Source organism: Cedecea neteri (genome assembly GCF_000758325.1).
Taxonomy (GTDB): Bacteria; Pseudomonadota; Gammaproteobacteria; order Enterobacterales; family Enterobacteriaceae; genus Cedecea; species Cedecea neteri_B.
This window is the reverse complement of sequence record NZ_CP009459.1, coordinates 2,746,230-2,767,470: the sequence shown is the minus strand read 5'-3', so window position 1 is coordinate 2,767,470 and position 21,241 is coordinate 2,746,230. Positions and strand designations below refer to the sequence as shown.

16 protein-coding genes are annotated in these 21,241 nt (G+C 57.7%); 8 read left to right on the top strand and 8 right to left on the bottom strand.

The annotated features are described in order from the left end of the window. Window positions 1-92 precede the first annotated feature (92 nt). Genes lolE through lolC form a run of 3 tightly spaced genes read right to left on the bottom strand, consistent with a single transcriptional unit; the run spans window position 93 to window position 3,233 of the window. Window positions 93-1,337, bottom strand: coding sequence for a lipoprotein-releasing ABC transporter permease subunit LolE (lolE, locus tag LH86_RS13030; protein ID WP_039301986.1), 1,245 nt, complete (start codon window positions 1,335-1,337; stop codon window positions 93-95). Then, a complete protein-coding gene (lolD, locus tag LH86_RS13025; protein ID WP_039292004.1) occupies window positions 1,337-2,041 on the bottom strand; it encodes a lipoprotein-releasing ABC transporter ATP-binding protein LolD in 705 nt (234 codons plus the stop codon). The genes lolE and lolD overlap by 1 nt, the downstream gene beginning before the upstream one ends. Then, window positions 2,034-3,233, bottom strand: coding sequence for a lipoprotein-releasing ABC transporter permease subunit LolC (lolC, locus tag LH86_RS13020; protein WP_039292001.1), 1,200 nt, complete (start codon window positions 3,231-3,233; stop codon window positions 2,034-2,036). Before lolC ends, lolD begins: the two co-directional genes overlap by 8 nt. Window positions 3,234-3,467: 234 nt before the next feature. Between lolC and LH86_RS13015 the strand changes: the two genes are divergently transcribed. Beyond that, window positions 3,468-4,532, top strand: coding sequence for an acyltransferase family protein (locus LH86_RS13015; RefSeq protein ID WP_039301984.1), 1,065 nt, complete (start codon window positions 3,468-3,470; stop codon window positions 4,530-4,532). A 41-nt stretch (window positions 4,533-4,573) separates the two neighbouring features. Here LH86_RS13015 and melB read toward each other — a convergent pair whose 3' ends face one another. After that, window positions 4,574-6,004: a melibiose:sodium transporter MelB gene (gene melB / locus LH86_RS13010; RefSeq protein WP_039301982.1), complete on the bottom strand. Its 1,431-nt coding sequence runs from the start codon at window positions 6,002-6,004 to the stop codon at window positions 4,574-4,576. A gap of 84 nt (window positions 6,005-6,088) precedes the next feature. Further along, window positions 6,089-7,444, bottom strand: a complete 1,356-nt coding sequence (melA, locus tag LH86_RS13005; protein WP_156107069.1) for an alpha-galactosidase — start codon at window positions 7,442-7,444, stop codon at window positions 6,089-6,091. Window positions 7,445-7,692: 248 nt separating this feature from the next. Between melA and melR the strand changes: the two genes are divergently transcribed. From melR to ldtC, 3 genes are all read left to right on the top strand, one after another. After that, window positions 7,693-8,619, top strand: coding sequence for a transcriptional regulator MelR (gene melR / locus LH86_RS13000; RefSeq protein ID WP_039301974.1), 927 nt, complete (start codon window positions 7,693-7,695; stop codon window positions 8,617-8,619). A gap of 116 nt (window positions 8,620-8,735) precedes the next feature. After that, the gene (gene mfd / locus LH86_RS12995; protein WP_039301971.1) at window positions 8,736-12,182 is read left to right on the top strand and encodes a transcription-repair coupling factor; all 3,447 of its coding nucleotides are present in this window, start codon (window positions 8,736-8,738) and stop codon (window positions 12,180-12,182) included. A gap of 150 nt (window positions 12,183-12,332) precedes the next feature. After that, entirely contained in the window at window positions 12,333-13,307 is a 975-nt protein-coding gene (gene ldtC, locus LH86_RS12990; RefSeq protein WP_039301968.1) for a L,D-transpeptidase LdtC, read from the top strand. A 105-nt stretch (window positions 13,308-13,412) separates the two neighbouring features. Here the strand turns inward: ldtC and bhsA are convergent, their stop codons facing one another. Continuing rightward, entirely contained in the window at window positions 13,413-13,670 is a 258-nt protein-coding gene (gene bhsA, locus LH86_RS12985) for a multiple stress resistance protein BhsA (RefSeq protein ID WP_008453418.1), read from the bottom strand. A gap of 247 nt (window positions 13,671-13,917) precedes the next feature. Between bhsA and LH86_RS12980 the strand changes: the two genes are divergently transcribed. Continuing rightward, entirely contained in the window at window positions 13,918-14,553 is a 636-nt protein-coding gene (locus LH86_RS12980) for a TetR/AcrR family transcriptional regulator (RefSeq protein WP_039301964.1), read from the top strand. Window positions 14,554-14,583: 30 nt separating this feature from the next. Here LH86_RS12980 and LH86_RS12975 read toward each other — a convergent pair whose 3' ends face one another. Together LH86_RS12975 and LH86_RS12970 are read right to left on the bottom strand one after the other, a co-directional pair. Then, complete coding sequence (locus tag LH86_RS12975) at window positions 14,584-15,474, bottom strand: siderophore-interacting protein (RefSeq protein ID WP_039301960.1); 891 nt, start codon at window positions 15,472-15,474, stop codon at window positions 14,584-14,586. Between the two features lie 15 nt (window positions 15,475-15,489). Continuing rightward, window positions 15,490-16,701, bottom strand: a complete 1,212-nt coding sequence (locus LH86_RS12970) for an MFS transporter (protein WP_039301955.1) — start codon at window positions 16,699-16,701, stop codon at window positions 15,490-15,492. 132 nt (window positions 16,702-16,833) lie between these two features. Here LH86_RS12970 and iucA point away from each other — a divergent pair, with 132 nt between their 5' ends. From iucA to iucC, 3 genes are read left to right on the top strand one after another with little or no spacing between them, the layout of a single operon-like run. Beyond that, window positions 16,834-18,558: an aerobactin synthase IucA gene (gene iucA / locus LH86_RS12965; protein ID WP_039306161.1), complete on the top strand. Its 1,725-nt coding sequence runs from the start codon at window positions 16,834-16,836 to the stop codon at window positions 18,556-18,558. Beyond that, window positions 18,559-19,506 carry a N(6)-hydroxylysine O-acetyltransferase gene (gene iucB, locus LH86_RS12960; protein ID WP_039301951.1) on the top strand — a complete coding sequence of 316 codons (948 nt, stop codon included), beginning with the start codon at window positions 18,559-18,561 and terminating at the stop codon, window positions 19,504-19,506. Further along, the gene (iucC, locus tag LH86_RS12955; RefSeq protein ID WP_039301948.1) at window positions 19,506-21,239 is read left to right on the top strand and encodes an aerobactin synthase IucC; all 1,734 of its coding nucleotides are present in this window, start codon (window positions 19,506-19,508) and stop codon (window positions 21,237-21,239) included. The genes iucB and iucC overlap by 1 nt, the downstream gene beginning before the upstream one ends. Window positions 21,240-21,241: the final 2 nt, after the last annotated feature.

Sequence of the window (21,241 nt, the reverse complement as noted above, 5' to 3'; positions counted from 1 at the left end):
GCTGCTCCCAATGCCCGCTGTGCTTCAAGCTGCGCCTGGATTCTGCCGGGTCACAGCTCGAATAATGTAGGGCAAATTATAGTTAATTGAATTTATTGTCCGCTTAGCACCCTTGCCGGATCGATATTGCTTGCGCGCCGGGCCGGGTACCAGCTAGCCAGAAGGCTAAGGACCAGCGCCGTCACCAGAACGTAAACCACGTCCAGCCAGTGCAGCTCAGAAGGTAAGAAATCAATGAAATAAATATCACCGGACAGGAAATGGTGCCCGATGAGTTTTTCAATCACGCCGATAATGTTGGTCAGCTGCCACGAAGCCAGCACGCCAACCACCACGCCGCTGACGCTGCCCAGCAGCCCGGCCAGCAGCCCGTACCAGACGAAAATAGCGCGGATCAAGCCGTCTTTGGCGCCAAGCGTCCGCAGCACCGCGATGTCGCTGCTCTTGTCTTTCACCGCTATCACCAGCGTGGAAACGATGTTAAAGCAGGCCACGCCTATCACCAGCACCATCGCCAGGTACATGATGGCGCGGATCATCTGGATGTCGCGGTACATATAGCCGTAGGTATCAATCCAGCTGCTGATACGCACGTAGGAATTAGTTGCCAGCCCCGCGTCACGCACCAGCTGCCGGGCGTTAAACACGTCATTCACCTTGATGGCTATCCCGGTGACGCTATCGCCCATGTCCAGGTAGCCCTGCGCATCCTGCAGCGGCACCATCGCCAGGCTGTGATCCAGCTGGCCACTCAGGGACAGAATACCGGCGATTTGCAGTCGGACACGCTTGGGCTGCATCAGCCTGGTGCCGCCGTCGTTGTTGGGGATCATGATCGACACCCAGTCGCCCTGTTTCACCTTCAGCGCGTCCGCCACGCCTTTGCCCATGATGATTTGCTGCTGCCCGGCCTTGAAGTTCGCCCAGGCATTGTTCTGGACGTACTGTGGCAGAGCGCTCAGCTGCGTTTCCTGCACCGGATCAACGCCCTTCACCTCAACGGCGCGCAGGTTTGCCCCACTTTCCACCAGCCCGGTAAAACGAATATACGGCGCGGCGGCCACGATGCCTTTGACGCCTTCCACCTCGGGCAGCGCCCGCTGCCAGTTGGTAAAGGGCTGGTTCACCGGCTCAATGTCACCGTGAGGCACCACGGCAAGAATGCGGTTTTTCAGCTCGCGCTCGAAGCCGTTCATCGCGCTCAGGCCGACGATCAGTACCGCCACGCCCAGCGCGATGCCTAGCGTGGAGATCACCGAGATCAGCGACACCATGCCGCTGCGGCGTCGCCCACGGCTGAAACGCAGGCCAATCAATAGAGAAAGCGGGGAAGCCATTACTGCGCTCCCATTAACGTCAGATCGCTGGTTAAGCGGCCATCACGCATTTCCAGCTGGCGGGACATGCGTTTTGCCAGCTGCAGATCGTGGGTTACCACCAGGAATGCGGTGCCCTGGCGCACGTTCAGCTCGCCCAGCAGCTCGAAAATACTGTCGGCGTTGCGCGCGTCCAGGTTACCAGTCGGCTCATCCGCCAGCACCAGGCGAGGGTTGTTCACCAGCGCACGGGCAATGGCCACGCGCTGACGTTCGCCGCCGGACAGCTCCGACGGGCGGTGACTGCTGCGGTGATCCAGCCCCACGGCAGCCAGCATCTCCAGCGCTCGCTTCTGCACTTCTTCCGGCTTTTTCTTGCCGATAAGCAGCGGCATCGCCACGTTTTCCAGCGCAGTAAAGTCCGGCAGCAGGTGGTGGAACTGGTAGATAAAGCCCAGCTCGCGGTTACGCAGCTCCGCCTTCGCCGCCGAGGAGAGTTTGCTCATCGCCTGGCCGTTGAACACCACGTCGCCGGAAGTCGGCGTGTCCAGCCCGCCCAGCAGGTGCAGCAAGGTACTTTTGCCGGAGCCGGAGCTGCCGACAATCGCCATTAGTTCACCCGCGTTGATGCTGAAGCTGACATCGTGCAGCACATCCGTTTGCACTTTGCCTTCCTGATAGCGTTTGCACAGGTTGTCACACTGCAACAGGACAGAATTACTCATAACGTAAAGCCTCAGCGGGTTGGGTCGCGGCGGCGCGCCACGAAGGGTAAAGCGTGGACAGCAAAGCAATGGCCATCGCCACAATGGCAATCACCACAACCTGTACAGGTTCAATGGCTACCGGCAGGGCCGCGCCATCAAGCAGGATGCCGATGATCGGCATTAAATTATTCAACTGGCTGGCAAGCAGCGCCCCGAGTAAAGCCCCGAGCAGCGCGCCAATCACGCCCGCACCCGCGCCCTGAACCATAAACACCGTCATAATCTGGCGGCGGGTTAGCCCCTGGGTTTGCAGAATCGCCACTTCGCCCTGCTTTTCCATCACCAGCAGGCCAAGGGAAGTAATGATGTTAAAAGCGGCGACGGCCACGATCAGGCTCAGCAGCAGCCCCATCATGTTTTTCTCCATGCGCACGGCCTGGAACAGCTCGCCTTTGCGCTCGCGCCAGTCTTTCCATTCGGTGCCCTGCGGCAGCGTTTGTTGGCTCAGCACATCGACCTTGAGCGGCTCAGCCAGCCACAGACGCCAGCCGGTGATATTCCCCGCCGGGTAGCGCATCAGGCGCGAGGCGTCCTGCTGGTTGACCAGCATCTGGTAGCCGTCCACTTCGCTGCTGGCGGCGAAGGTACCGATCACGGTGAACAGACGCTGGCTCGGTAAACGCCCCATCGGCGTAAACTGGCTGGCGGACGGCACCATAATGCGAATGGTTTCCCCGCGCTTAACGCCCAACGAGCCGGCGAGCTGCTCACCGAGGATGACGTTATATTGCCCGGCCACCAAATCGGCTTGCTTGACGTTAACCAGGTACGGGGAAAGCGGATCTTTCTCGTCCGGCTGCACACCCAGCATGACGCCAACGCCCACGCTGCGGGCGCTTTGCAGCACCACGTCGCCGGTCGTCAGCGGCGCAATACGCGTTACGCCCTGAAGTTTCAGGGAATCGGCGGGAAGCTGCTGGGGATTAATAGAGCCGGAAGGGGATGTGATCAACGCCTGCGGCATCAGGCCGAGGATGTTGTTTTGCAGCTCACGCTCGAAGCCATTCATCACCGAAAGAACCGTGACCAGCGCCATCACCCCGAGGGTGATACCAATCGTCGACAGCCAGGAGACAAAGCGACCGAAGCGGTCCGCTGCTCGCCCACGCATGTAGCGCAGGCCTATAAATAACGCGACAGGTTGATACATGAAATCCGTCTTGTTGCGGGTTGCCTAAGCAAAGATCCGGGAAGTATACGACACCTCCCCGGCCAAATGAATTCCGTCGACTAAATTATTCCCGTTACATCTCAAGTGCCTGCACCTTTTCCTAAATTTACCAAATCAGCGCCAAAAACAGACAATTGAGGTCGAGATCGCATCGGTTTGACACCAGGATAGCAGGCCCATGACAACTGGAGCCCGTCACGACGCGGATATCGCATGAAGAAAAAGCAACTCTGGATCAACCAAATCAAAGGATTATGCATTTGCCTGGTGGTTATCTACCATTCGGTGATTACCTTCTACCCTCACCTCACATCTCTCGGGCCCGGCCTGAATCTGTATGTCGCCAAACTCTGGGTTTACCTTAATCTCTACCTCGCCCCCTTCCGAATGCCGGTGTTCTTCTTTATTTCCGGCTACCTGATCACCCGCTACATCCATGAAGTGAAATGGCGCGACAGCGTGGACAAGCGGCTGTGGAACATTTTTTACGTACTGCTGCTGTGGGGCCTGATTCAGTGGATCGCGCTGACGCACCTTAACCAGTGGCTGGCACCCGATCTTGAGCGCAATCCGGCGTCTAACGCCGCTTACGCCGACTCGCTGGGGCAGTTTGCTCTCAGCATGGCGAAGGCCAGCACCAGCCTGTGGTATCTCTACGCCCTGCTGGTTTACTTCGTGATGTTTAAAGCCCTGCGCCGCTACCGCATCCCGGTGCTGCTGGCGCTGATGGGCATCAACGTGGTTATCGCCTTTGTGCCGCTGCCGTGGTGGGGGCTGAACAGCGTGGTGCGGAATATGGTGTATTACGGCCTCGGCGCGTGGTTTGGCCCTTTGCTGATGGCCTGGATGAAGGACTTCCGCTTTTCGCAACACCCGTTTGTCTGCGCAGGCATCGCCCTGGGATCGCTGGCGCTTTACTTTGTCAACGTGCCGCTGGTGATTTCTCTGGTGTCTATCGTGGCTATCCTGCGCGGTTTCTATTTGCTGAACGGCTGGCGCGAAGCACGTGAAGACGGCTTCCTGAACGTGGTGGGCTCGAACACGATTGCCATTTACACCACGCACCGCATTTTGATCGAAGCGATAAGCCTGGTGATGCTGGCTAAAATCAACAGCGGTGAGCTTGCTGACACGCTGCTACTGGCGATTCTGCTGGTCTACCCGTTTGTTAGTCTGGGTATTTGTACGCTGGTTGGTCTCGGTTTCCGTAAACTTTCGGTCGCGCTATTTGGCGATCTGTTTTTCTCGCCTCCCGCACAAATCGTCGCCAGCCGGTAAATGCTGCAGCAACCCGCCTGAGCGGGTTGCTTTTCTGTGGATTAAGCCCGGACATCGCGTGTAACAGCTATCGGCATGGCCGGTGTTTCCGGTGACACCGTCGGGGGCGACACTTTGCGATATTTATCCAGCAGGTGGATCTGGATTTTGCGAAGCCGGTCGCCGTTCAGACGATAAAAGCGGAAATAGAGCACCAGGGTGATGGCAAAGAATAACGTCGGCAGCGCAATCATGATGAACTGCATCCCGAGTATTGTGTCAGCCGACTGGGCGACGTTCGGCGCATAACCAATGACGCCTAAAATGACCGCGATAAAGAAGGCTGAAAATGCCGAACCGCCCTTCACCACCATCGTCTGCACCGCATAGGCAATACTTTCGCAGCGAACGTTAAACTTGTATTCACCGTAATCAACGGTATCCGCCACCATAATCACCTGCAGCACCCAGAACAGCGCGGTGCCGACGTTAAGGAATACGCCCGCAAGGCAGATGACCAGCACATTAGCCGAGCCCGCCAGCGCCATCACCAACAGCACGCCCCCGCTGACCATCGGCAGAATCGAAGCCCCCGCCCACAGAATACGGCGGGACAGCGCTTTCGCCAGACGTGGGAACAGTACCAGGGTGAGCAGATTTGCCGCCCCGGCATAAGAAAGATAGTACGGGAACAGATCCGCATTGCCGACGACATAGGTGAAATAGTAAATGGCAAAGCCGGTAATGATATTGGAGGCGACGTTATAGGCCAGCGCCATCCCCAGCAGGCAAGAAAGCTGATCATTTTTGTAGATAAGGGCGAGTATGGCTTTCAGCGACAGTCGGGTACTGTCCGCCGTGGCCTCGTTGTCTGACGAGAAAACCTCATGAACGTTACGCAGCGTGACAATCGTGGAGGCAATAAAGAACGCGATCAGCACCAGCGTGAACATCTGAAAACCAAACCCGCGGTCAGCCCCTCCCACATAGTTCACGAACGGCAGCGTTATCCCGGCAGTCACGAATCCAGCCAGGCTCGCAAAAAAACGCGGGAACGGCACCAGCTGTTCGCGTTCACGCTTATCCAGCGTGATGGTTGGCACCAGTGACCAGAACGGAATATCCATCAGGGTGTAGGTCGTACCCCAGAGGATGTAGGTGATACAGACAAACACCACCTGGGTCGTCCCTTCAAAAAGGTGAGCGCTGAACAGTAAAAACAGTACCAGCGAGTTCGTCAGCGTGCCGAGCAGGATCCACGGCTTAAATTTGCCCCACCGCGATCGCGTGGCGTTCACAATCCAGCCCATCACCGGGTCGTTAAACGCGTTCCAGATTTTTGCCACCAGGAACAGGGTTCCTACCACGCCTACCGATAAACCCACGACATCGGTGTAATAGTACATCAGGTACATGTAGACGATACCGATGGCGAAATCCTTACCAAATGCACCGAATCCGTAACTGAGTTTTGTTGTCAGAGAGATGCTCATAGGGTACCGGGTCACCGTTACCAGCGCCCGCCTTCTGTTATTAGAGAGGTCAACGCCGGGACTTATGCCCGGCGTCGTTTTTTATTAGTGATGCAGCCAGGCTGGCAGCCAGTCTCCGTGCGCGGCGATCAGGTCATCCACCAGCGCATAAATCTCTTCGATGCCCAGGACTGCCGCGGTGTGAGGATCCATCATCGCCGCATGGTAAACGCGGTCACGATTTTCAGTCAGAATGGCCTCGGTCAGCAGCGTCTGAACGTTGATGTTGGTTTGCATCATGGCGGCCAGATGCGATGGGATCCCGCCAACTTTGGTGGGCTGTATACCGTTGGCATCCACCAGGCAGGCTACTTCAACGCAGCTCCCCTGCGGCAGGTTGTCGATAAGCCCGTCGTTACGGACGTTACCGTAAATTACGCTAGGTTCGCCGGTCCAGATGGCATTCATAATGGTGCTGGCATACTCGCGCGAAGGCTTAATATCTATGCGTTCAGCCGTTTTATACTCTTCCAGCTCTTTATGCCAGTTAGCCAGCTGTTCGACGCAGCGTTTCGGGTACTCATCCAGCGGCACTTTATAGCGCTCAATCAGATCTTCACGCCCCGGCTTGATAAACCACGGGGTATATTCCGCAAAGTGCTCTGACGATTCGGTGACAAAATAGCCCAGCTTTTTAAACATCTCATAGCGCACAATATTCTGGCAGCGTTCATTACCGTGAATATTCGGTTTCGGGGCCTGGCCCGCTTCATAGGCTGCGAGCAGTTCCGGATAGAGGTTGACGTGATGCCCCTCTGCGGTTTTGCGTTCCAGCTCAAGATAAAACGCCATATGGTTTATCCCGGCACTGCGGTAGCGCAGCGTGGCCGGATCAATATTCAGATCGCGGGCCAGCTCTTCCGCCGTACCCTGCACCGAATGGCAGAGTCCCACTTGCTTGATATGCGGGTAGCGGGCATACATTGCCCAGGTGTTCATCGCCATCGGGTTAACATAGTTGAGCATCGTCGCATTCGGGCACACTTCGGTCATATCGTCGCAAATCCGCCACAGATGCGGGATGGTACGCAGGGCGCGCATAATGCCGCCGGGGCCGAGCGTATCAGCAATAGTTTGCTCCAGCCCATGACGCTTACACACCTCAAAATCGGTGACGGTACAAGGCTCGTAGCCGCCAATCTGGAACGCAACCACCACGAAATCAGCTCCTTGCAGCGCTGTTTTTTGATCGGTGTGGCAGGTGATGTAGCCGGATGCCCCGGCGGAATCCATCAGTTTGCGCACCACGATGTGTGACTCTTCCAGGCGCGTCTCGTCAATATCCATCAGCGCAATGTGTGCCGACCTGAGCGCTTCGCGATGAAAAACATCGCCCAGAATATTTTTGACGAAGATGGTCGAACCCGCGCCGATAAAGGTAATTTTTGGGGCTGTCATTATCACTCTCCAGAACAGTAGGTAACATCTTCATCGTGGCACGCGCCTCCGGCAAAAACCTCCATCTTCCCCATTGAGCATTCCCGGAAACTCAGATCTGATGTCGATCGCTACAAAATCTGAGTTTTTGGGAATAAATAGACTGAAAAGCAGAGTATCCGGCCTGTTAGCCAGGCTAATATCAATGGAAGAGCCGGAGACTGAATCCGTACTGATGACATGATTCTGATAATTCAGGAAATGGAGTGACGATGAGCGATGAGCCAATTACCTTTCTGCCGCCTGACCCGCATATGTGCAACGGCGATGAGAAGCAGACTCGCAGTCCGCTGTCACTCTATTCTGAATATCAGCGTATGGATATTGAGCTGCGTCGACCGCATGCTATGGCCGCCAGCCACTGGCACGGCCAGGTGGAGGTTAACGTGCCGTTTGATGGCGACGTGGAATATCTGATTAACAACGAAGTGGTGCAGATCAAACAGGGTCATATCACGATGTTCTGGGCCTGTACGCCGCATCAGTTAACCCGCCCGGGCAACTGCCGGCAAATGGCGATTTTAAGCCTGCCCATGCACCTCTTTCTCTCCTGGCCACTGGATCGCGAACTCATTAACCACGTGACTCACGGCATGGTGGTGAAATCACTCGAGACTCAGCAGCTCAGCACCTTCGAAGTCCTGCGCTGGCAGCAGGAAGCCAACAGTCCGAACGAGCAGATCCGGCAGTTGGCGATCGATGAAATTGGTCTGATGCTTAAGCGCTTTAGCCTTTCGGGATGGCAGCCGATTCTGCTCAACAAAACCTCGCGCACCCACAAGAACAGCGTCTCTCGTCACGCGCAATTCTATGTCAGCCAGATGCTGGGCTTTATTGCCGATAATTACGATCAGGCGCTGACCATCAACGACGTCGCAGATCACGTAAAACTCAACGCTAACTATGCCATGGGTATTTTCCAGCGCGTCATGCAGCTCACGTTAAAACAGTACATTACGGTGATGCGCGTTAATCACGTGCGCGCTCTGCTCAGCGACACCGACAAAACCATCCTCGATGTGGCGATGACCGCGGGCTTCCGCTCCAGTAGCCGATTCTATAGCACCTTCAGCCGCTACGTCGGTATGTCACCCCAGCAATATCGCAAGCTCAGCCAGCAGAAACGACAAATGCTCTGAACCGCATCTATCGTTATTTTCAGCGGTTGCACTCGCGCCGCCATCACGGATAATAAGTAGAGAAAATTTATATTATTACCGTGAAAACACGGCTTTCTGGAGAACGCGCGCTGACTATGCCTGAACATGCCCGTTACGACCTACCGAGTAAACCCGCAGAACAACGCCTGCTGGGCGAGCTGACCGGTTCAGCCTGCGCGACCGAAGTCGCCGAAATCGTTGAACGCCATAGCGGCCCGGTGGTGCTGATTGCCCCGGATATGCAGAACGCGCTGCGCCTGCACGATGAAATTACCCAGTTCACCGACAACCTGGTGGTCAATCTCGCCGACTGGGAAACGCTGCCTTATGACAGCTTCTCGCCGCATCAGGAAATCATCTCGTCGCGCCTGTCCACCCTTTATCAACTGCCGACCATGCAGCGCGGCGTGCTGATCATGCCGGTGAATACGCTGATGCAGCGCGTTTGCCCACACAGCTACCTGCACGGCCACGCGCTGGTGATGAAAAAAGGCCAGAGACTGTCGCGGGATAACCTGCGCGCGCAGCTGGAACAGGCCGGGTATCGCAGCGTCGACCAGGTAATGGAACATGGCGAATTTGCCACCCGCGGCGCCCTGCTCGACCTCTACCCGATGGGCAGCGCCCAGCCGTACCGCATTGACTTCTTTGACGATGAAATCGACAGCCTGCGCGTCTTCGACGTGGATTCCCAGCGCACGCTGGAAGAAGTGGACGCCATCAATCTGCTGCCGGCCCATGAATTCCCGACCGACAAAAACGCCATTGAGCTGTTCCGCAGCCAGTGGCGCGACAAGTTCGACGTCAAGCGCGACGCCGAACATATCTACCAGCAGGTGAGTAAAGGCACGCTGCCTGCCGGGATCGAATACTGGCAGCCGCTGTTCTTCAGCGAACCGCTGCCGACGCTGTTTAGCTATTTCCCGGCCAACACGCTGCTGGTGAATACAGGCGATCTGGAGGCGAGCGCCGAGCGTTTCTGGCTGGACGCGAACGCCCGCTTTGAGAATCGCGGCGTGGATCCGATGCGCCCGCTTCTGCCGCCGGAAGATCTGTGGCTGAAAACCGACTCGCTGTTTAGTGAGCTGAAAGGCTGGCCGCGCGTACAGCTCAAAACGGCTTCGCTGGCGAAGAAAGCCGCCAACGTAAACCTGGGTTACCGGGCGCTGCCGGATCTGGCTGTGCAGGCACAGCAAAAAGCCCCGCTGGACAGCCTGCGGAAGTTCCTCGAGTCCTTCACCGGGCCGGTGATTTTCTCGGTTGAAAGTGAAGGCCGCCGTGAAGCGCTGGGCGAACTGCTAGGCCGCATCAAAGTCGCGCCCAAACGCATTTACCGCCTGGAAGAAGCCGAAGGCAACGGCCGCTACCTGATGATTGGCGCCAGCGAACACGGCTTTATTGATACCCTGCGCAACCGGGCGTTGATTTGTGAAAGCGATCTGCTGGGCGAGCGCGTTAGCCGCCGTCGCCAGGACAGCCGCCGCACCATTAACCCGGACACGCTGATCCGCAACCTGGCCGAGCTGCATGCGGGCCAGCCGGTGGTTCACCTGGAGCACGGCGTGGGCCGCTACGCCGGACTGACCACGCTGGAAGCCGGGGGCATTACCGCCGAATACCTGATGCTGACCTACGCGGGCGATGCGAAACTTTACGTCCCGGTTTCGTCCCTGCACCTGATCAGCCGCTACGCGGGCGGTGCCGATGAAAATGCGCCGCTGCACAAGCTGGGCAGCGATGCCTGGTCCCGCGCTCGCCAGAAGGCAGCGGAGAAAGTGCGCGATGTCGCCGCCGAACTGCTGGATATCTATGCGATGCGCGCCGCCAAAGAAGGCTTTGCCTTTAAGCACGATCGCGAGCAGTACCAGCTATTCTGCGACAGCTTCCCGTTTGAAACTACGCCGGACCAGGCCCAGGCCATCAACGCCGTGCTGAGCGACATGTGTCGCCCGCTGGCGATGGACAGGCTGGTGTGTGGCGACGTCGGCTTCGGTAAAACCGAAGTTGCGATGCGCGCCGCATTCCTGGCAGTGGAGAACAACAAGCAGGTGGCGGTGCTGGTGCCGACGACCCTGCTGGCTCAGCAGCACTACGACAACTTCCGCGACCGCTTCGCCAACTGGCCGGTGCGCATTGAGATGCTTTCCCGCTTCCGCAGTGCTAAAGAGCAGACGCAAATTCTGGAACAGGCCAGCGAAGGGAAAATCGATATTCTGATCGGCACCCATAAACTGCTGCAGGCCGACGTGAAATGGCGCGATCTGGGGCTGTTGATTGTCGATGAAGAGCACCGCTTCGGCGTGCGCCACAAAGAGCGTATTAAAGCGATGCGCGCCGACGTGGATATTCTGACGCTTACTGCAACGCCGATTCCGCGAACCCTGAATATGGCAATGAGCGGCATGCGCGACCTGTCGATTATCGCCACGCCACCGGCTCGCCGCCTGGCGGTGAAAACCTTCGTGCGCGAATACGACAGCCTGGTGGTACGGGAAGCCATCCTGCGTGAAGTGCTGCGCGGCGGCCAGGTGTATTACCTCTTCAACGACGTCGAAAACATTCAGAAAGCCGCCGATAAGCTGGCCGAACTGGTGCCAGAAGCGCGTATTGCCATCGGCCACGGCCAGATGCGCGAGCGCGAACTGGAGCGGGTGATGAACGACTTCCACCACCAGCGTTTTAACGTGCTGGTGTGCACCACAATCATCGAAACCGGGATCGATATTCCGACCGCCAATACCATCATCATTGAGCGGGCCGACCACTTTGGTCTGGCGCAGCTTCACCAGCTGCGTGGCCGCGTCGGGCGCTCTCACCACCAGGCCTATGCCTGGCTGCTGACACCGCACCCGAAGGCAATGACCACGGACGCGCAAAAGCGCCTGGAGGCGATTGCCTCGCTGGAAGATTTAGGTGCCGGGTTCGCGTTAGCCACCCACGACCTGGAAATTCGCGGCGCGGGCGAGCTGCTGGGGGAAGATCAGAGCGGTCAGATGGAAACTATCGGCTTCTCGCTCTACATGGAGCTGCTGGAAAACGCCGTCGATGCGCTGAAAGAGGGTCGCGAGCCCTCGCTGGAAGATCTCACCAACAGCCAGACGGAAGTTGAGCTGCGGATGCCCGCCCTGCTGCCGGATGATTTTATTCCCGACGTCAATACGCGCCTGTCGTTCTACAAACGCATCGCCAGCGCCAAAGGCGAGCACGAGCTGGACGAGCTGAAAGTTGAGCTTATCGACCGATTTGGCCTTCTGCCGGATGCGGCGCGTAATCTGCTGGATATCGCCGCGCTGCGCCAGCAGGCACAGAAACTGGGCGTGCGTAAGATTGAGGGCAATGAAAAAGGCGGCACCATCGAGTTCGCGGAGAAAAACCACGTTGATCCGGTATGGCTGATTGGCCTGCTGCAGAAGCAGCCGCAGCATTACCGCCTGGACGGCCCTACCCGACTGAAGTTCTTCCAGGATCTTGAGGACAGAAAAACGCGCATGGAATGGGTGCGTAACTTTATGCGCAGCCTGGCGGAAAACGCCGCGGCCTGACGCCTCTGCGCCTTACCGCCCGGTAAGGCGCAATTTTCTGTGACATTTACACATCCTTTGCAATCCCCAGGATTTCCCGACACGCAGCTCAGCGATAATTGGCGTTTATCTGCCTCAAGAATTAGCCATTAACATCGCAGGGTTTAAGCTATGTTTGCATCGCGTACTTTGTCTTTCCGCCGCTGGTTTACCGCCGCAGCCTTACTGGGCGCTGCGGCCATGGCGCTGCCCGCCAGCGCTAACGATTATCCGCTTCCCGCCGCTAACAGCCGCCTGATCGGCAAAAACCTGTTCCATCAGGTTGAAAACGACGGCGGTTCGCTGGAGGCCATTGCCAAAAAATACAACGTCGGTTTCCTGGCGTTGTTGCAGGCAAACCCCGGCGTCGATCCTTATGTGCCCCGCGCCGGGAGCGTGCTGACTATCCCGCGCCAGATGCTCCTGCCGGATGTGCCGCGCGAGGGGATTGTGATCAACCTCGCCGAACTGCGCCTGTACTACTTCCCTGCTGGTAAAAATAGCGTCACCGTTTACCCGATTGGCATTGGCCAGTTGGGCGGCGACACGCTGACGCCGACGATGGTGACAAAAATTTCCGATAAACGCGCTAATCCGACCTGGACGCCAACGGCCAATATTCGTGCGCGTTACCTGGCGCAGGGGATTAAGCTCCCGGCCGTGGTTCCTGCCGGGCCGGATAACCCGATGGGGCACCACGCGATTCGCCTGGCGGCGTTCGGCGGCGTGTACCTGCTGCACGGCACCAACGCGGACTTCGGCATCGGTATGCGCGTCAGCTCCGGCTGTATCCGCCTGCGTGACGGCGATATCAAAGCGCTGTTTAACACGGTTCCGGTCGGCACTTCAGTGCGCATCATCAACACGCCAATCAAAGCTTCCGTTGAGCCGGACGGCTCCCGCCTGGTTGAAGTTCACCAGCCGCTGTCCAAAGCGATTGATGACGACCCGAAAGTCCTGCCTATTGTTTTGAACGAGCAGATGGCGCAGTTCCGCAACTCACCTAAAACCGATGCGCAGGTGATGGAACAGGCCATGGAGCACCGCTCCGGGATGCCGATCAACGTCAATGCCCATACGGCTGACCAGCCAGTAAACGAAATCTAAGTTCAGGTTTTATGCGTAAAAAAAGGCCCTGTCGAAAGACAGGGCCTTTTGCTTGCAGTGGCATATAACGAATAAGGTCAAACGTATTGAGGGTTAACGTCTGGCTTATTTATAGATGACGGCAGTACCGTGCAGGGTGTTCGGACCGTTAACGGAGGTAATACGGAACGATTTAGCGCCCATAGCATCGGCCTTCGCGGCCAACTGTTCTTCCAGGGAAGAGAGGTTGCTGCCCGCATTGGCGCTGATGGTGCCCACTTTTTGCTGGCCAGCAGGGGTAGCAGAAACTTCAACCGCCGCAAAGCTTGCAAATGAGAGTGAGCTAATAACAGCGGCAGCGAACAGAGTAGTTAAGGTTTTCATGATTCAGATCCTAAGCAGGTGAATGTTAGGTCGTTAAACTTAATTAGTTAACGATCGATAACTAAATCATAAACGTGATCCACATCACACGTCAACACATTTTAATAACGACCGTTAATTAATTAAAAAAAGCGCTATTTTTCATCGTGATAAGAAATAATTATTTTTCATAACGTGGCGCTGGCTACCGCCGCCGATTATTTTTATAATAAGTGTTCACTAATTAGACAGAGGTTAAACGGCAGGTATGGCAACCGAGACATTAAGTTGCAGCAAAAAAAGCCGTGGCCGTCCAAAAGTGTTTGACAGGGAAGCAGCACTCGACAAGGCCATGACACTCTTCTGGCAGCATGGCTATGAAGCAACATCCATGGCACATCTGGTAGAAGCCACCGGGGCAAAAGCCCCAACGCTCTACGCGGAGTTCATCAACAAAGAAGGCCTGTTCCGCGCGGTACTGGATCGCTATATCGCGCGCTTTGCAGCTAAACACGAGGCCTGCCTGTTTTGTGAAGAGCAGACTATGGAAGCCGCGCTGGAGAACTATCTTTCCGCGGTCGCGCAATGCTTTACCGACAAGAGCACTCCTGCTGGCTGCTTTATCATTTGCACCTCATCCGTGCTGGCCGCTTCGTCGGAAGACATCGCCGCGACGATAAAAGCCCGCCATGCCGTGCAGGAACAAACGCTGGTGCGTTTCCTTGAAATACGCCAGCAAAAAGGTGAGATCCCGGCGGAGCGCAATATTCGCTGCCTGGCGAAATACCTGTGCTGCATCATTCAGGGGATGTCGGTCAGCGCCCGCGAGAACGCCAGCTTTGAAGAGTTAATGCAGATTGTGAAAACCACGGTAATGTTAATGCCGCAGTTGAAGAAGATCTGATTATCGGGCGGCCAATGGCCGCCCTTTTCACTAGCGCTCTCGCCCTTTCGCCCAGTAGGCCATAAAGTTGATGGCTTCGTGCTCAACGCCGCGCTCACCGATCAAATGGCGGCGCAGCAGCTTAACCACCGTCGACTCCGCCGCTACCCAGCCGTAAAATTCGTTGCTGCCGGTGGTGGCTTTATCCCACAGCAGTTCACCTTCGGGCTCTTCCTGGACAGCTTCGTGATGGCCGCTTTCCGGCACCCTCGCCTGCATTTTAACCGCCTGAATCAGGCATTCGCCGTGCGTAGCAGAGACGGGTTTGCGCGGCAGCCAGCTGATCTCGGCGAAGCCATAGGCGCTTAAGTCCACGCAGTCTCCCTCGTCCGGCACTTCAAAAAAGGCCTGTATTTTTGGCGGCTGCGCCTGACGAGCCAGCATTTCCAGAATGCCGCGTGCGGCGGGTAAAGCCGTCTCATCGGCAATAATCAGCGCATTTCTCAGCCCGGCAGGCGGCGTCCATTCATAGCCACCGCTGTCTTCCGGGTGGGCGGCGTTCGGGGCCACAATCTGGATAGTATCGCCGGGAACAGAATTGATCGCCCATGCGGAAGCCGGGCCTTCGGTGCCGTGGCTGACAAACTCCACCGTCACTTCCTGCCGCGCAGGATCGACATGCCGCAGCGTATAAGTGCGGATCACCGGGCGCTTCTCTTTAGGCATCCCCTGAGCAATCTGATACCACTGCCCTTCGGCAGGCAGCGACGGCGGCGTTCCGTCTTCGGACGGGAACAACATTTTAATACGCTGATCCGGCGAGTCACATTTCATATGCGCCACATCCGGCCCGCTAAAGACCAGGCTCAGCAGCGAAGGCGACACGGCCGTTTTCCGCGCCAGTTGAACGTTAAACAGACGATAGCCCTGAACTCCAGCCATAACTTTTCCTTACGCTTAAATTGCAGAATGACGTGAACGGTGGCGGCTGCGCCAGATAACGCCGGACACCACGGTAAATAAAACGGCAGCTAAAAAGGCCACCATAATCAGCGCCGCCTCAGCCCCGGTTTTTGATACCAGCGGCACCAGCATGGCGCAAAGCCCGTAGCCCAGAGTGTGGCTGGTCGCCACCCAGCCGGCCCCTGCGCCATCGGCAAGCTTATCGTTCAGCAGCAGCTGATAGGCCGGGGTCGCCAGCGCAGCCCCGAACGACAGTACCGCGCAGCCAACGTAAAACAGCCACAGCTGGACGGAAATCATCATCGCCAGGCCGACGATCATCAACAGCCCGGCACTTAACAGCAGCGCCATCGGCGTAAGGCGCTGTGGCCGGAGAATGCCAAACTGCGCGGAGAGCGAGGCCACCGCGGCCAGGCTCAGCAGCCAGGCAACCTGATGGCTAATCGCGGCGGTATCCGTGGCAAACTGGCGGGCAAGCGCCGGAGAAAGCCCCAGCTGCATCAGGCTGACCGAGGCAGAAAGCAACAAGGCACAAAGCAGATAAGGCAGACAGTCAGGGCGAAGACGAGCGCTTTTACGTTCGGCGGCGGGCTGCGGCGGCGTACCCGGTAACCGTAACAGCATCACCAGCGCCAGCAAGGGCGCCACCATCAGAAGCCCCAACGGGGCCAGCGGATGAATCGCTAACATTCCGGCGGCACAAAGCGGGCCAAACAAGCGCCCGCTGCTCAGCCCGGAGCTGATCGTGGCCAGCGCCGCCATGCGCTTTCCTTCCCCGGCGCGCTGCAGCGCCCAGACCTGGCAGGCCGGGACCATCGCCGAGACGGTCAACCCGTAGATAATCCGCGCCACAATCAATATGCCCAGGCCGAGATAACCCGCGACCGCATCCGTGGCCAGCAGCAGGCAGCCAAGCCCCAGCAGCATAAAGCTAGCGCCATAGCCTCCCAGCGCCCAGAGCACCACGGGCTTACTGCCCAGGCGAGCAATCTGTTTCCCCCACCACGGCGAGGACGGTAAAAACAGCATCGAGCCAAGCGTTAGCAATGCCGCCCAGACGGACAGGCTCAAATGTGTCTGCATCACCAGTACAGGGATCGCGACCAGCAGGCCATTTTGCCCGACGCCAAGCAGCCCGGCGCTCAGCGCAAGTGGCCAACAGGAAAGGGATTTTTGCGGCGAATCCGCCAGTTCAAGCGATGTCAAAATGTTGCTAACCCGTGGAGTTATTGTGCGTATTTGTAAAATTAATTTTATCTATTCTAACAATTGTTATTGATAATGAGAAACGTTATCGGCAGAATTCGCATTATCATAACGCGTGGAAACTGTTTGATGATGACTTTGCCAAATAAAACGCTGGCCTGGGATGTGGCCGCACAGTGCTTTCTTAATTCCCTTGTCCGTGAAACCAACGACTGGCGACTGACCGACAGCCACCCAGCCGAACTTATTATCCCCCTGGGGGAACAGCAGGCGCTCTACTTCAAAGTGGCCTATTTCTCCCCCACCCAGCATCACCGCTTCGAATTCCCGGCCCGTCTGGTCAATGCCACCGGCAGCCAGCCAATTGATTTCGCCACCCTTTCCCAGCTGATTGTCGACAAGCTTCAGCATCAGCAAATGCTGCCAGCCACCGGCTGTGAGGCGTTTTATCAGCGCGTAATGGAAAGCCATGCCCATACGCAGCAGGCGATTGAAGCCCGTCATGACTGGAACGGGCTGCGCGAAAAAGCGCTGAATTTTGGTGAGGCCGAGCAGGCATTGCTGGTGGGACACGCCTTTCACCCGGCGCCGAAATCCCACGAACCGTTTAACCAGCAGGAAGCCGAACGCTACCTGCCCGATTTCGCCCCTCATTTCCCACTGCGCTGGTTTGCCGTGGATAAAAGCTACCTGGCGGGTGAAAGTCTGCATCTCAATCTGCAGCAGCGCCTGACGCGCTTTGCCGCTGAAAATGCGCCGCAGCTGCTGAGCGAGCTCAGCGACAATCAATGGCTGTTCCCGCTGCATCCGTGGCAGGCGGGCTATTTGCTGGAGCAAGACTGGTGCCAGCAGTTGGTCGCTAAAGGATTAGTGAAAGATTTAGGCGAGGCGGGCGCGCCGTGGTTACCGACCACCTCTTCACGCTCGCTGTACTGTGCCACCAGCCGTGACATGATCAAATTCTCCCTGAGCGTGCGCCTGACCAACTCCGTGCGCACGCTGTCGGTAAAAGAAGTTAAACGCGGTATGCGCCTGGCGCGACTGGCGCAAACTGATCGCTGGCAAACGCTGCAGGCCCGATTCCCGACCTTCCGCGTGATGCAGGAGGACGGCTGGGCCGGGCTGCGCGATCTCCACGGCAACATCATGGAAGAAAGCTTGTTTGCTCTGCGCGAAAACCTGCTGGTTAAGCAGCCGCAGAGCCAGACTAACGTGCTTGTTTCCCTTACCCAGTCGGCCCCGGACGGCGGAGATTCCCTGCTGGTTGCCGCCGTGAACCGCCTGAGCACTCGCCTGGGGATCACGCCGAAACAGGCCGCACACGCCTGGGTCGACGCCTATTGTCAGCAGGTGCTGAAGCCGCTGTTTACCGCCGAAGCGGATTACGGCCTGGTTCTGCTCGCTCACCAGCAAAACATTCTGGTCGAGATGCAGCAGGATCTGCCGGTCGGGCTTATCTACCGCGACTGCCAGGGCAGCGCCTTTATGCCGCATGCCGCAGGCTGGCTCGACATGATTGGCGAAGCACAGGCGGAAAACGTCTTCACCCGCGAACAGCTTCTGCGCTACTTCCCTTACTACCTGCTGGTCAATTCGACCTTCGCCGTGACCGCCGCGCTGGGTGCTGCGGGGCTGGATAGCGAGGTGAACCTGATGAGCCGTGTAGGCAGCGCGCTTAGCGCCGTACGCGACGAGGTGACGCATAAAACCTGCCTCGACTACGTGCTGGAAAGCCCGCACTGGAACGTGAAGGGGAACTTCTTCTGCTACCTGCACGACCATAACGAAAACACCATCGTCGATCCTTCGGTGATTTACTTCGACTTTGTGAACCCGCTGCTGGCTCAGGAGGGCTGAATGTTTCAGGCATCTATTGTTCACGGCGGCCACGGGCTGCGCTGTGAAAAGCTCAATAAGCCTCTGAATCTGAGCTGGGGCCAGGACGGCGGCGCGGTTCTGCACTGGCCGGGCGAACTGCCCGCAGGCTGGCTGCGCGATGCGCTGGATCAGATGTTCGTCGCGGCGCCGCAGCTTACGTCTATCGTACTGCCTTACGCCGAGTGGCGTGAAGAGCCGCAGGCGCTGGTGTTGTTTGATCTGCTAAAAAGCGACATCGTTCACCGCGCGACTTTCTGGCAGCTGCCGCTGTGGCTCAACGCCCCGGCGAAACACGCTTCCGGCGAAATGGTGTTTGACCCCGAGCGCGAGATCTATTTCCCGCAGCGCCCTGCCCGCCCGTCCGGGGAAGTTTACCGCCGCTACGATCCGCGCGTTCGCAAAACGCTGAGCTTCCGTGTGGCCGATCCAGCCCAGGACGCCGAGCGCTTTACCCGCTGGATGAACGATCCGCGCGTGGACTATTTCTGGGAGCAGAGCGGCTCGCTGGAGGTTCAAACCGCGTATCTGGAGCGCCAGCTCACCGGGAAACATGCGTTTCCGCTGATCGGCTGCTTTGACGACCAGCCGTTCAGCTACTTCGAAATTTACTGGGCAGCGGAAGATCGCATCGGCCGCCATTACCCGTGGCAGCCGTTTGATCGCGGCCTGCATCTGCTGGTGGGCGAGCAGCAATGGCGCGGCGCGCACTATGTACAAAGCTGGCTGCGCGGGCTGACTCACTATCTATTGCTGGACGAGCCGCGTACCCAGCGCACCGTGCTGGAGCCGCGCGCCGACAACCAGCGCCTGTTCAAACATCTGGAGCCAGCGGGCTATGTAACGCGCAAGGAATTTGACTTCCCGCACAAGCGTTCACGCCTGGTCATGGCGGACCGCCACAACTTCTTTAGCGGGGTAGGCCTGTAATGAATCGCAAGGACTGGGATTTTGTTAACCGCCAGCTGGTAGCAAAAATGCTGGCTGAGCTGGAGTACGAGCAGGTTTTTCAGGCCGAATCGCTGGGCGAAAATCGCTACTGCATCAGCTTAGCCGGGGCCGAGTGGCATTTTAACGCAGAGCGCGGTATCTGGGGCTGGCTGTGGGTAGACGCGCAAACGCTGCGCTGCGCCGACGAGCCGGTCTTAGCCCAGACGCTGCTCATGCAGCTCAAGCCGGTGCTGTCGATGAGCGACGCCACCGTGGCCGAGCATATGCAGGATCTGTACGCCACGCTGCTGGGCGACCTGCAGCTGCTGAATGCCCGCCGTGGCATGAGCGCTGACAACCTGATCGATCTCGACGCCGACCGCCTGCAGTGCCTGCTGAGCGGCCACCCGAAGTTCGCCTTTAACAAAGGGCGTCGCGGCTGGGGTAAAGAGGCGCTGGAACGCTATGCGCCGGAGTATGCCAACACCTTCCGCCTGCACTGGCTGGCGGTTAAACGCGAGCATATGGTCTGGCGCTGCGACAGCGAGCTGGATATTCAGCAGCTTATCGCCGCCGCGATGGACGAGCAGGAACTGGCCCGCTTTACTCAGGCCTGGCAGCACAATGGCCTGGATGACAACTGGCTGCCGCTGCCGGTGCATCCGTGGCAGTGGCAGCAGAAGATTGCGCTGGATTTTGTGGCCGATCTCGCCGAAGGCAAGATGGTTTCTCTGGGCGAATTTGGCGACCAGTGGCTGGCCCAGCAGTCGCTGCGAACCCTGACCAACGCCAGCCGCCAGGGCGGGTTAGACATCAAGCTGCCGCTGACGATTTACAACACGTCCTGCTATCGCGGTATTCCGGGCAAGTACATTGCAGCCGGGCCCCTGGCTTCCCGCTGGCTGCAAAACGTCTTCGCTACCGACAGCACGCTGGTGAAAACCGGGGCGGTGATCCTCGGCGAACCGGCTGCCGGCTATGTTTCTCATGCAGGTTACGCCGCGCTGGCCCAGGCACCCTATCGCTACCAGGAGATGCTGGGCGTTATCTGGCGTGAGAACCCGACCCGCTGGCTGAAGCCTGACGAGACGCCGATTCTGATGGCCACCCTGATGGAATGCGACGAGAACAATCAGCCGCTGATAGGGGCCTATATCGCCCGCTCTGGTCTGGATGCAGAAGCCTGGCTGACGCAGATGTTCCGCGCGGTGGTGGTACCGCTGTATCACCTGCTCTGCCGCTACGGCGTGGCGCTGATCGCCCACGGACAAAATATTACGCTCGCCATGAAAGACGGCGTGCCGCAGCGCGTGCTGCTGAAAGATTTTCAGGGCGATATGCGTCTGGTGAAGGATGAGTTCCCGGAGATGGACTCCCTGCCTCAGAAAGTGCGGGACGTGACCGCCCGCCTGAGCGCCGACTATTTAATTCATGATTTGCAGACCGGCCATTTTGTGACGGTGCTGCGTTTTGTTTCGCCGCTCATGGCCCGCCTTGGCGTGCCGGAGAGACGCTTTTATCAGCTGCTGGCCGCAGTGTTGAGTGATTACATGCAGGAACACCCGCAAATGTCGGCGCGTTTTGCGCTTTTCTCACTCTTTAAGCCACAAATCATCCGCGTTGTGCTGAACCCGGTAAAACTGACCTGGCCTGACCAGGACGGCGGCAGCCGCATGCTGCCGAATTACCTTGAGGATCTGCAAAACCCGCTGTGGCTGGTAACCAGGGATTGAAT

What these genes read in the sequence shown, in the direction of transcription:
- lolE (WP_039301986.1), bottom strand. Translation starts at nt 1,337, where the DNA reads ATGGCTTCCCCGCTTTCTCTATTGATTGGCCTGCGTTTCAGCCGTGGG.
- lolD (WP_039292004.1), bottom strand. Translation starts at nt 2,041, where the DNA reads ATGAGTAATTCTGTCCTGTTGCAGTGTGACAACCTGTGCAAACGCTAT.
- lolC (WP_039292001.1), bottom strand. Translation starts at nt 3,233, where the DNA reads ATGTATCAACCTGTCGCGTTATTTATAGGCCTGCGCTACATGCGTGGG.
- LH86_RS13015 (WP_039301984.1), top strand. Translation starts at nt 3,468, where the DNA reads ATGAAGAAAAAGCAACTCTGGATCAACCAAATCAAAGGATTATGCATT.
- melB (WP_039301982.1), bottom strand. Translation starts at nt 6,004, where the DNA reads ATGAGCATCTCTCTGACAACAAAACTCAGTTACGGATTCGGTGCATTT.
- melR (WP_039301974.1), top strand. Translation starts at nt 7,693, where the DNA reads ATGAGCGATGAGCCAATTACCTTTCTGCCGCCTGACCCGCATATGTGC.
- mfd (WP_039301971.1), top strand. Translation starts at nt 8,736, where the DNA reads ATGCCTGAACATGCCCGTTACGACCTACCGAGTAAACCCGCAGAACAA.
- ldtC (WP_039301968.1), top strand. Translation starts at nt 12,333, where the DNA reads ATGTTTGCATCGCGTACTTTGTCTTTCCGCCGCTGGTTTACCGCCGCA.
- bhsA (WP_008453418.1), bottom strand. Translation starts at nt 13,670, where the DNA reads ATGAAAACCTTAACTACTCTGTTCGCTGCCGCTGTTATTAGCTCACTC.
- LH86_RS12980 (WP_039301964.1), top strand. Translation starts at nt 13,918, where the DNA reads ATGGCAACCGAGACATTAAGTTGCAGCAAAAAAAGCCGTGGCCGTCCA.
- LH86_RS12975 (WP_039301960.1), bottom strand. Translation starts at nt 15,474, where the DNA reads ATGGCTGGAGTTCAGGGCTATCGTCTGTTTAACGTTCAACTGGCGCGG.
- iucA (WP_039306161.1), top strand. Translation starts at nt 16,834, where the DNA reads ATGACTTTGCCAAATAAAACGCTGGCCTGGGATGTGGCCGCACAGTGC.
- iucB (WP_039301951.1), top strand. Translation starts at nt 18,559, where the DNA reads ATGTTTCAGGCATCTATTGTTCACGGCGGCCACGGGCTGCGCTGTGAA.
- iucC (WP_039301948.1), top strand. Translation starts at nt 19,506, where the DNA reads ATGAATCGCAAGGACTGGGATTTTGTTAACCGCCAGCTGGTAGCAAAA.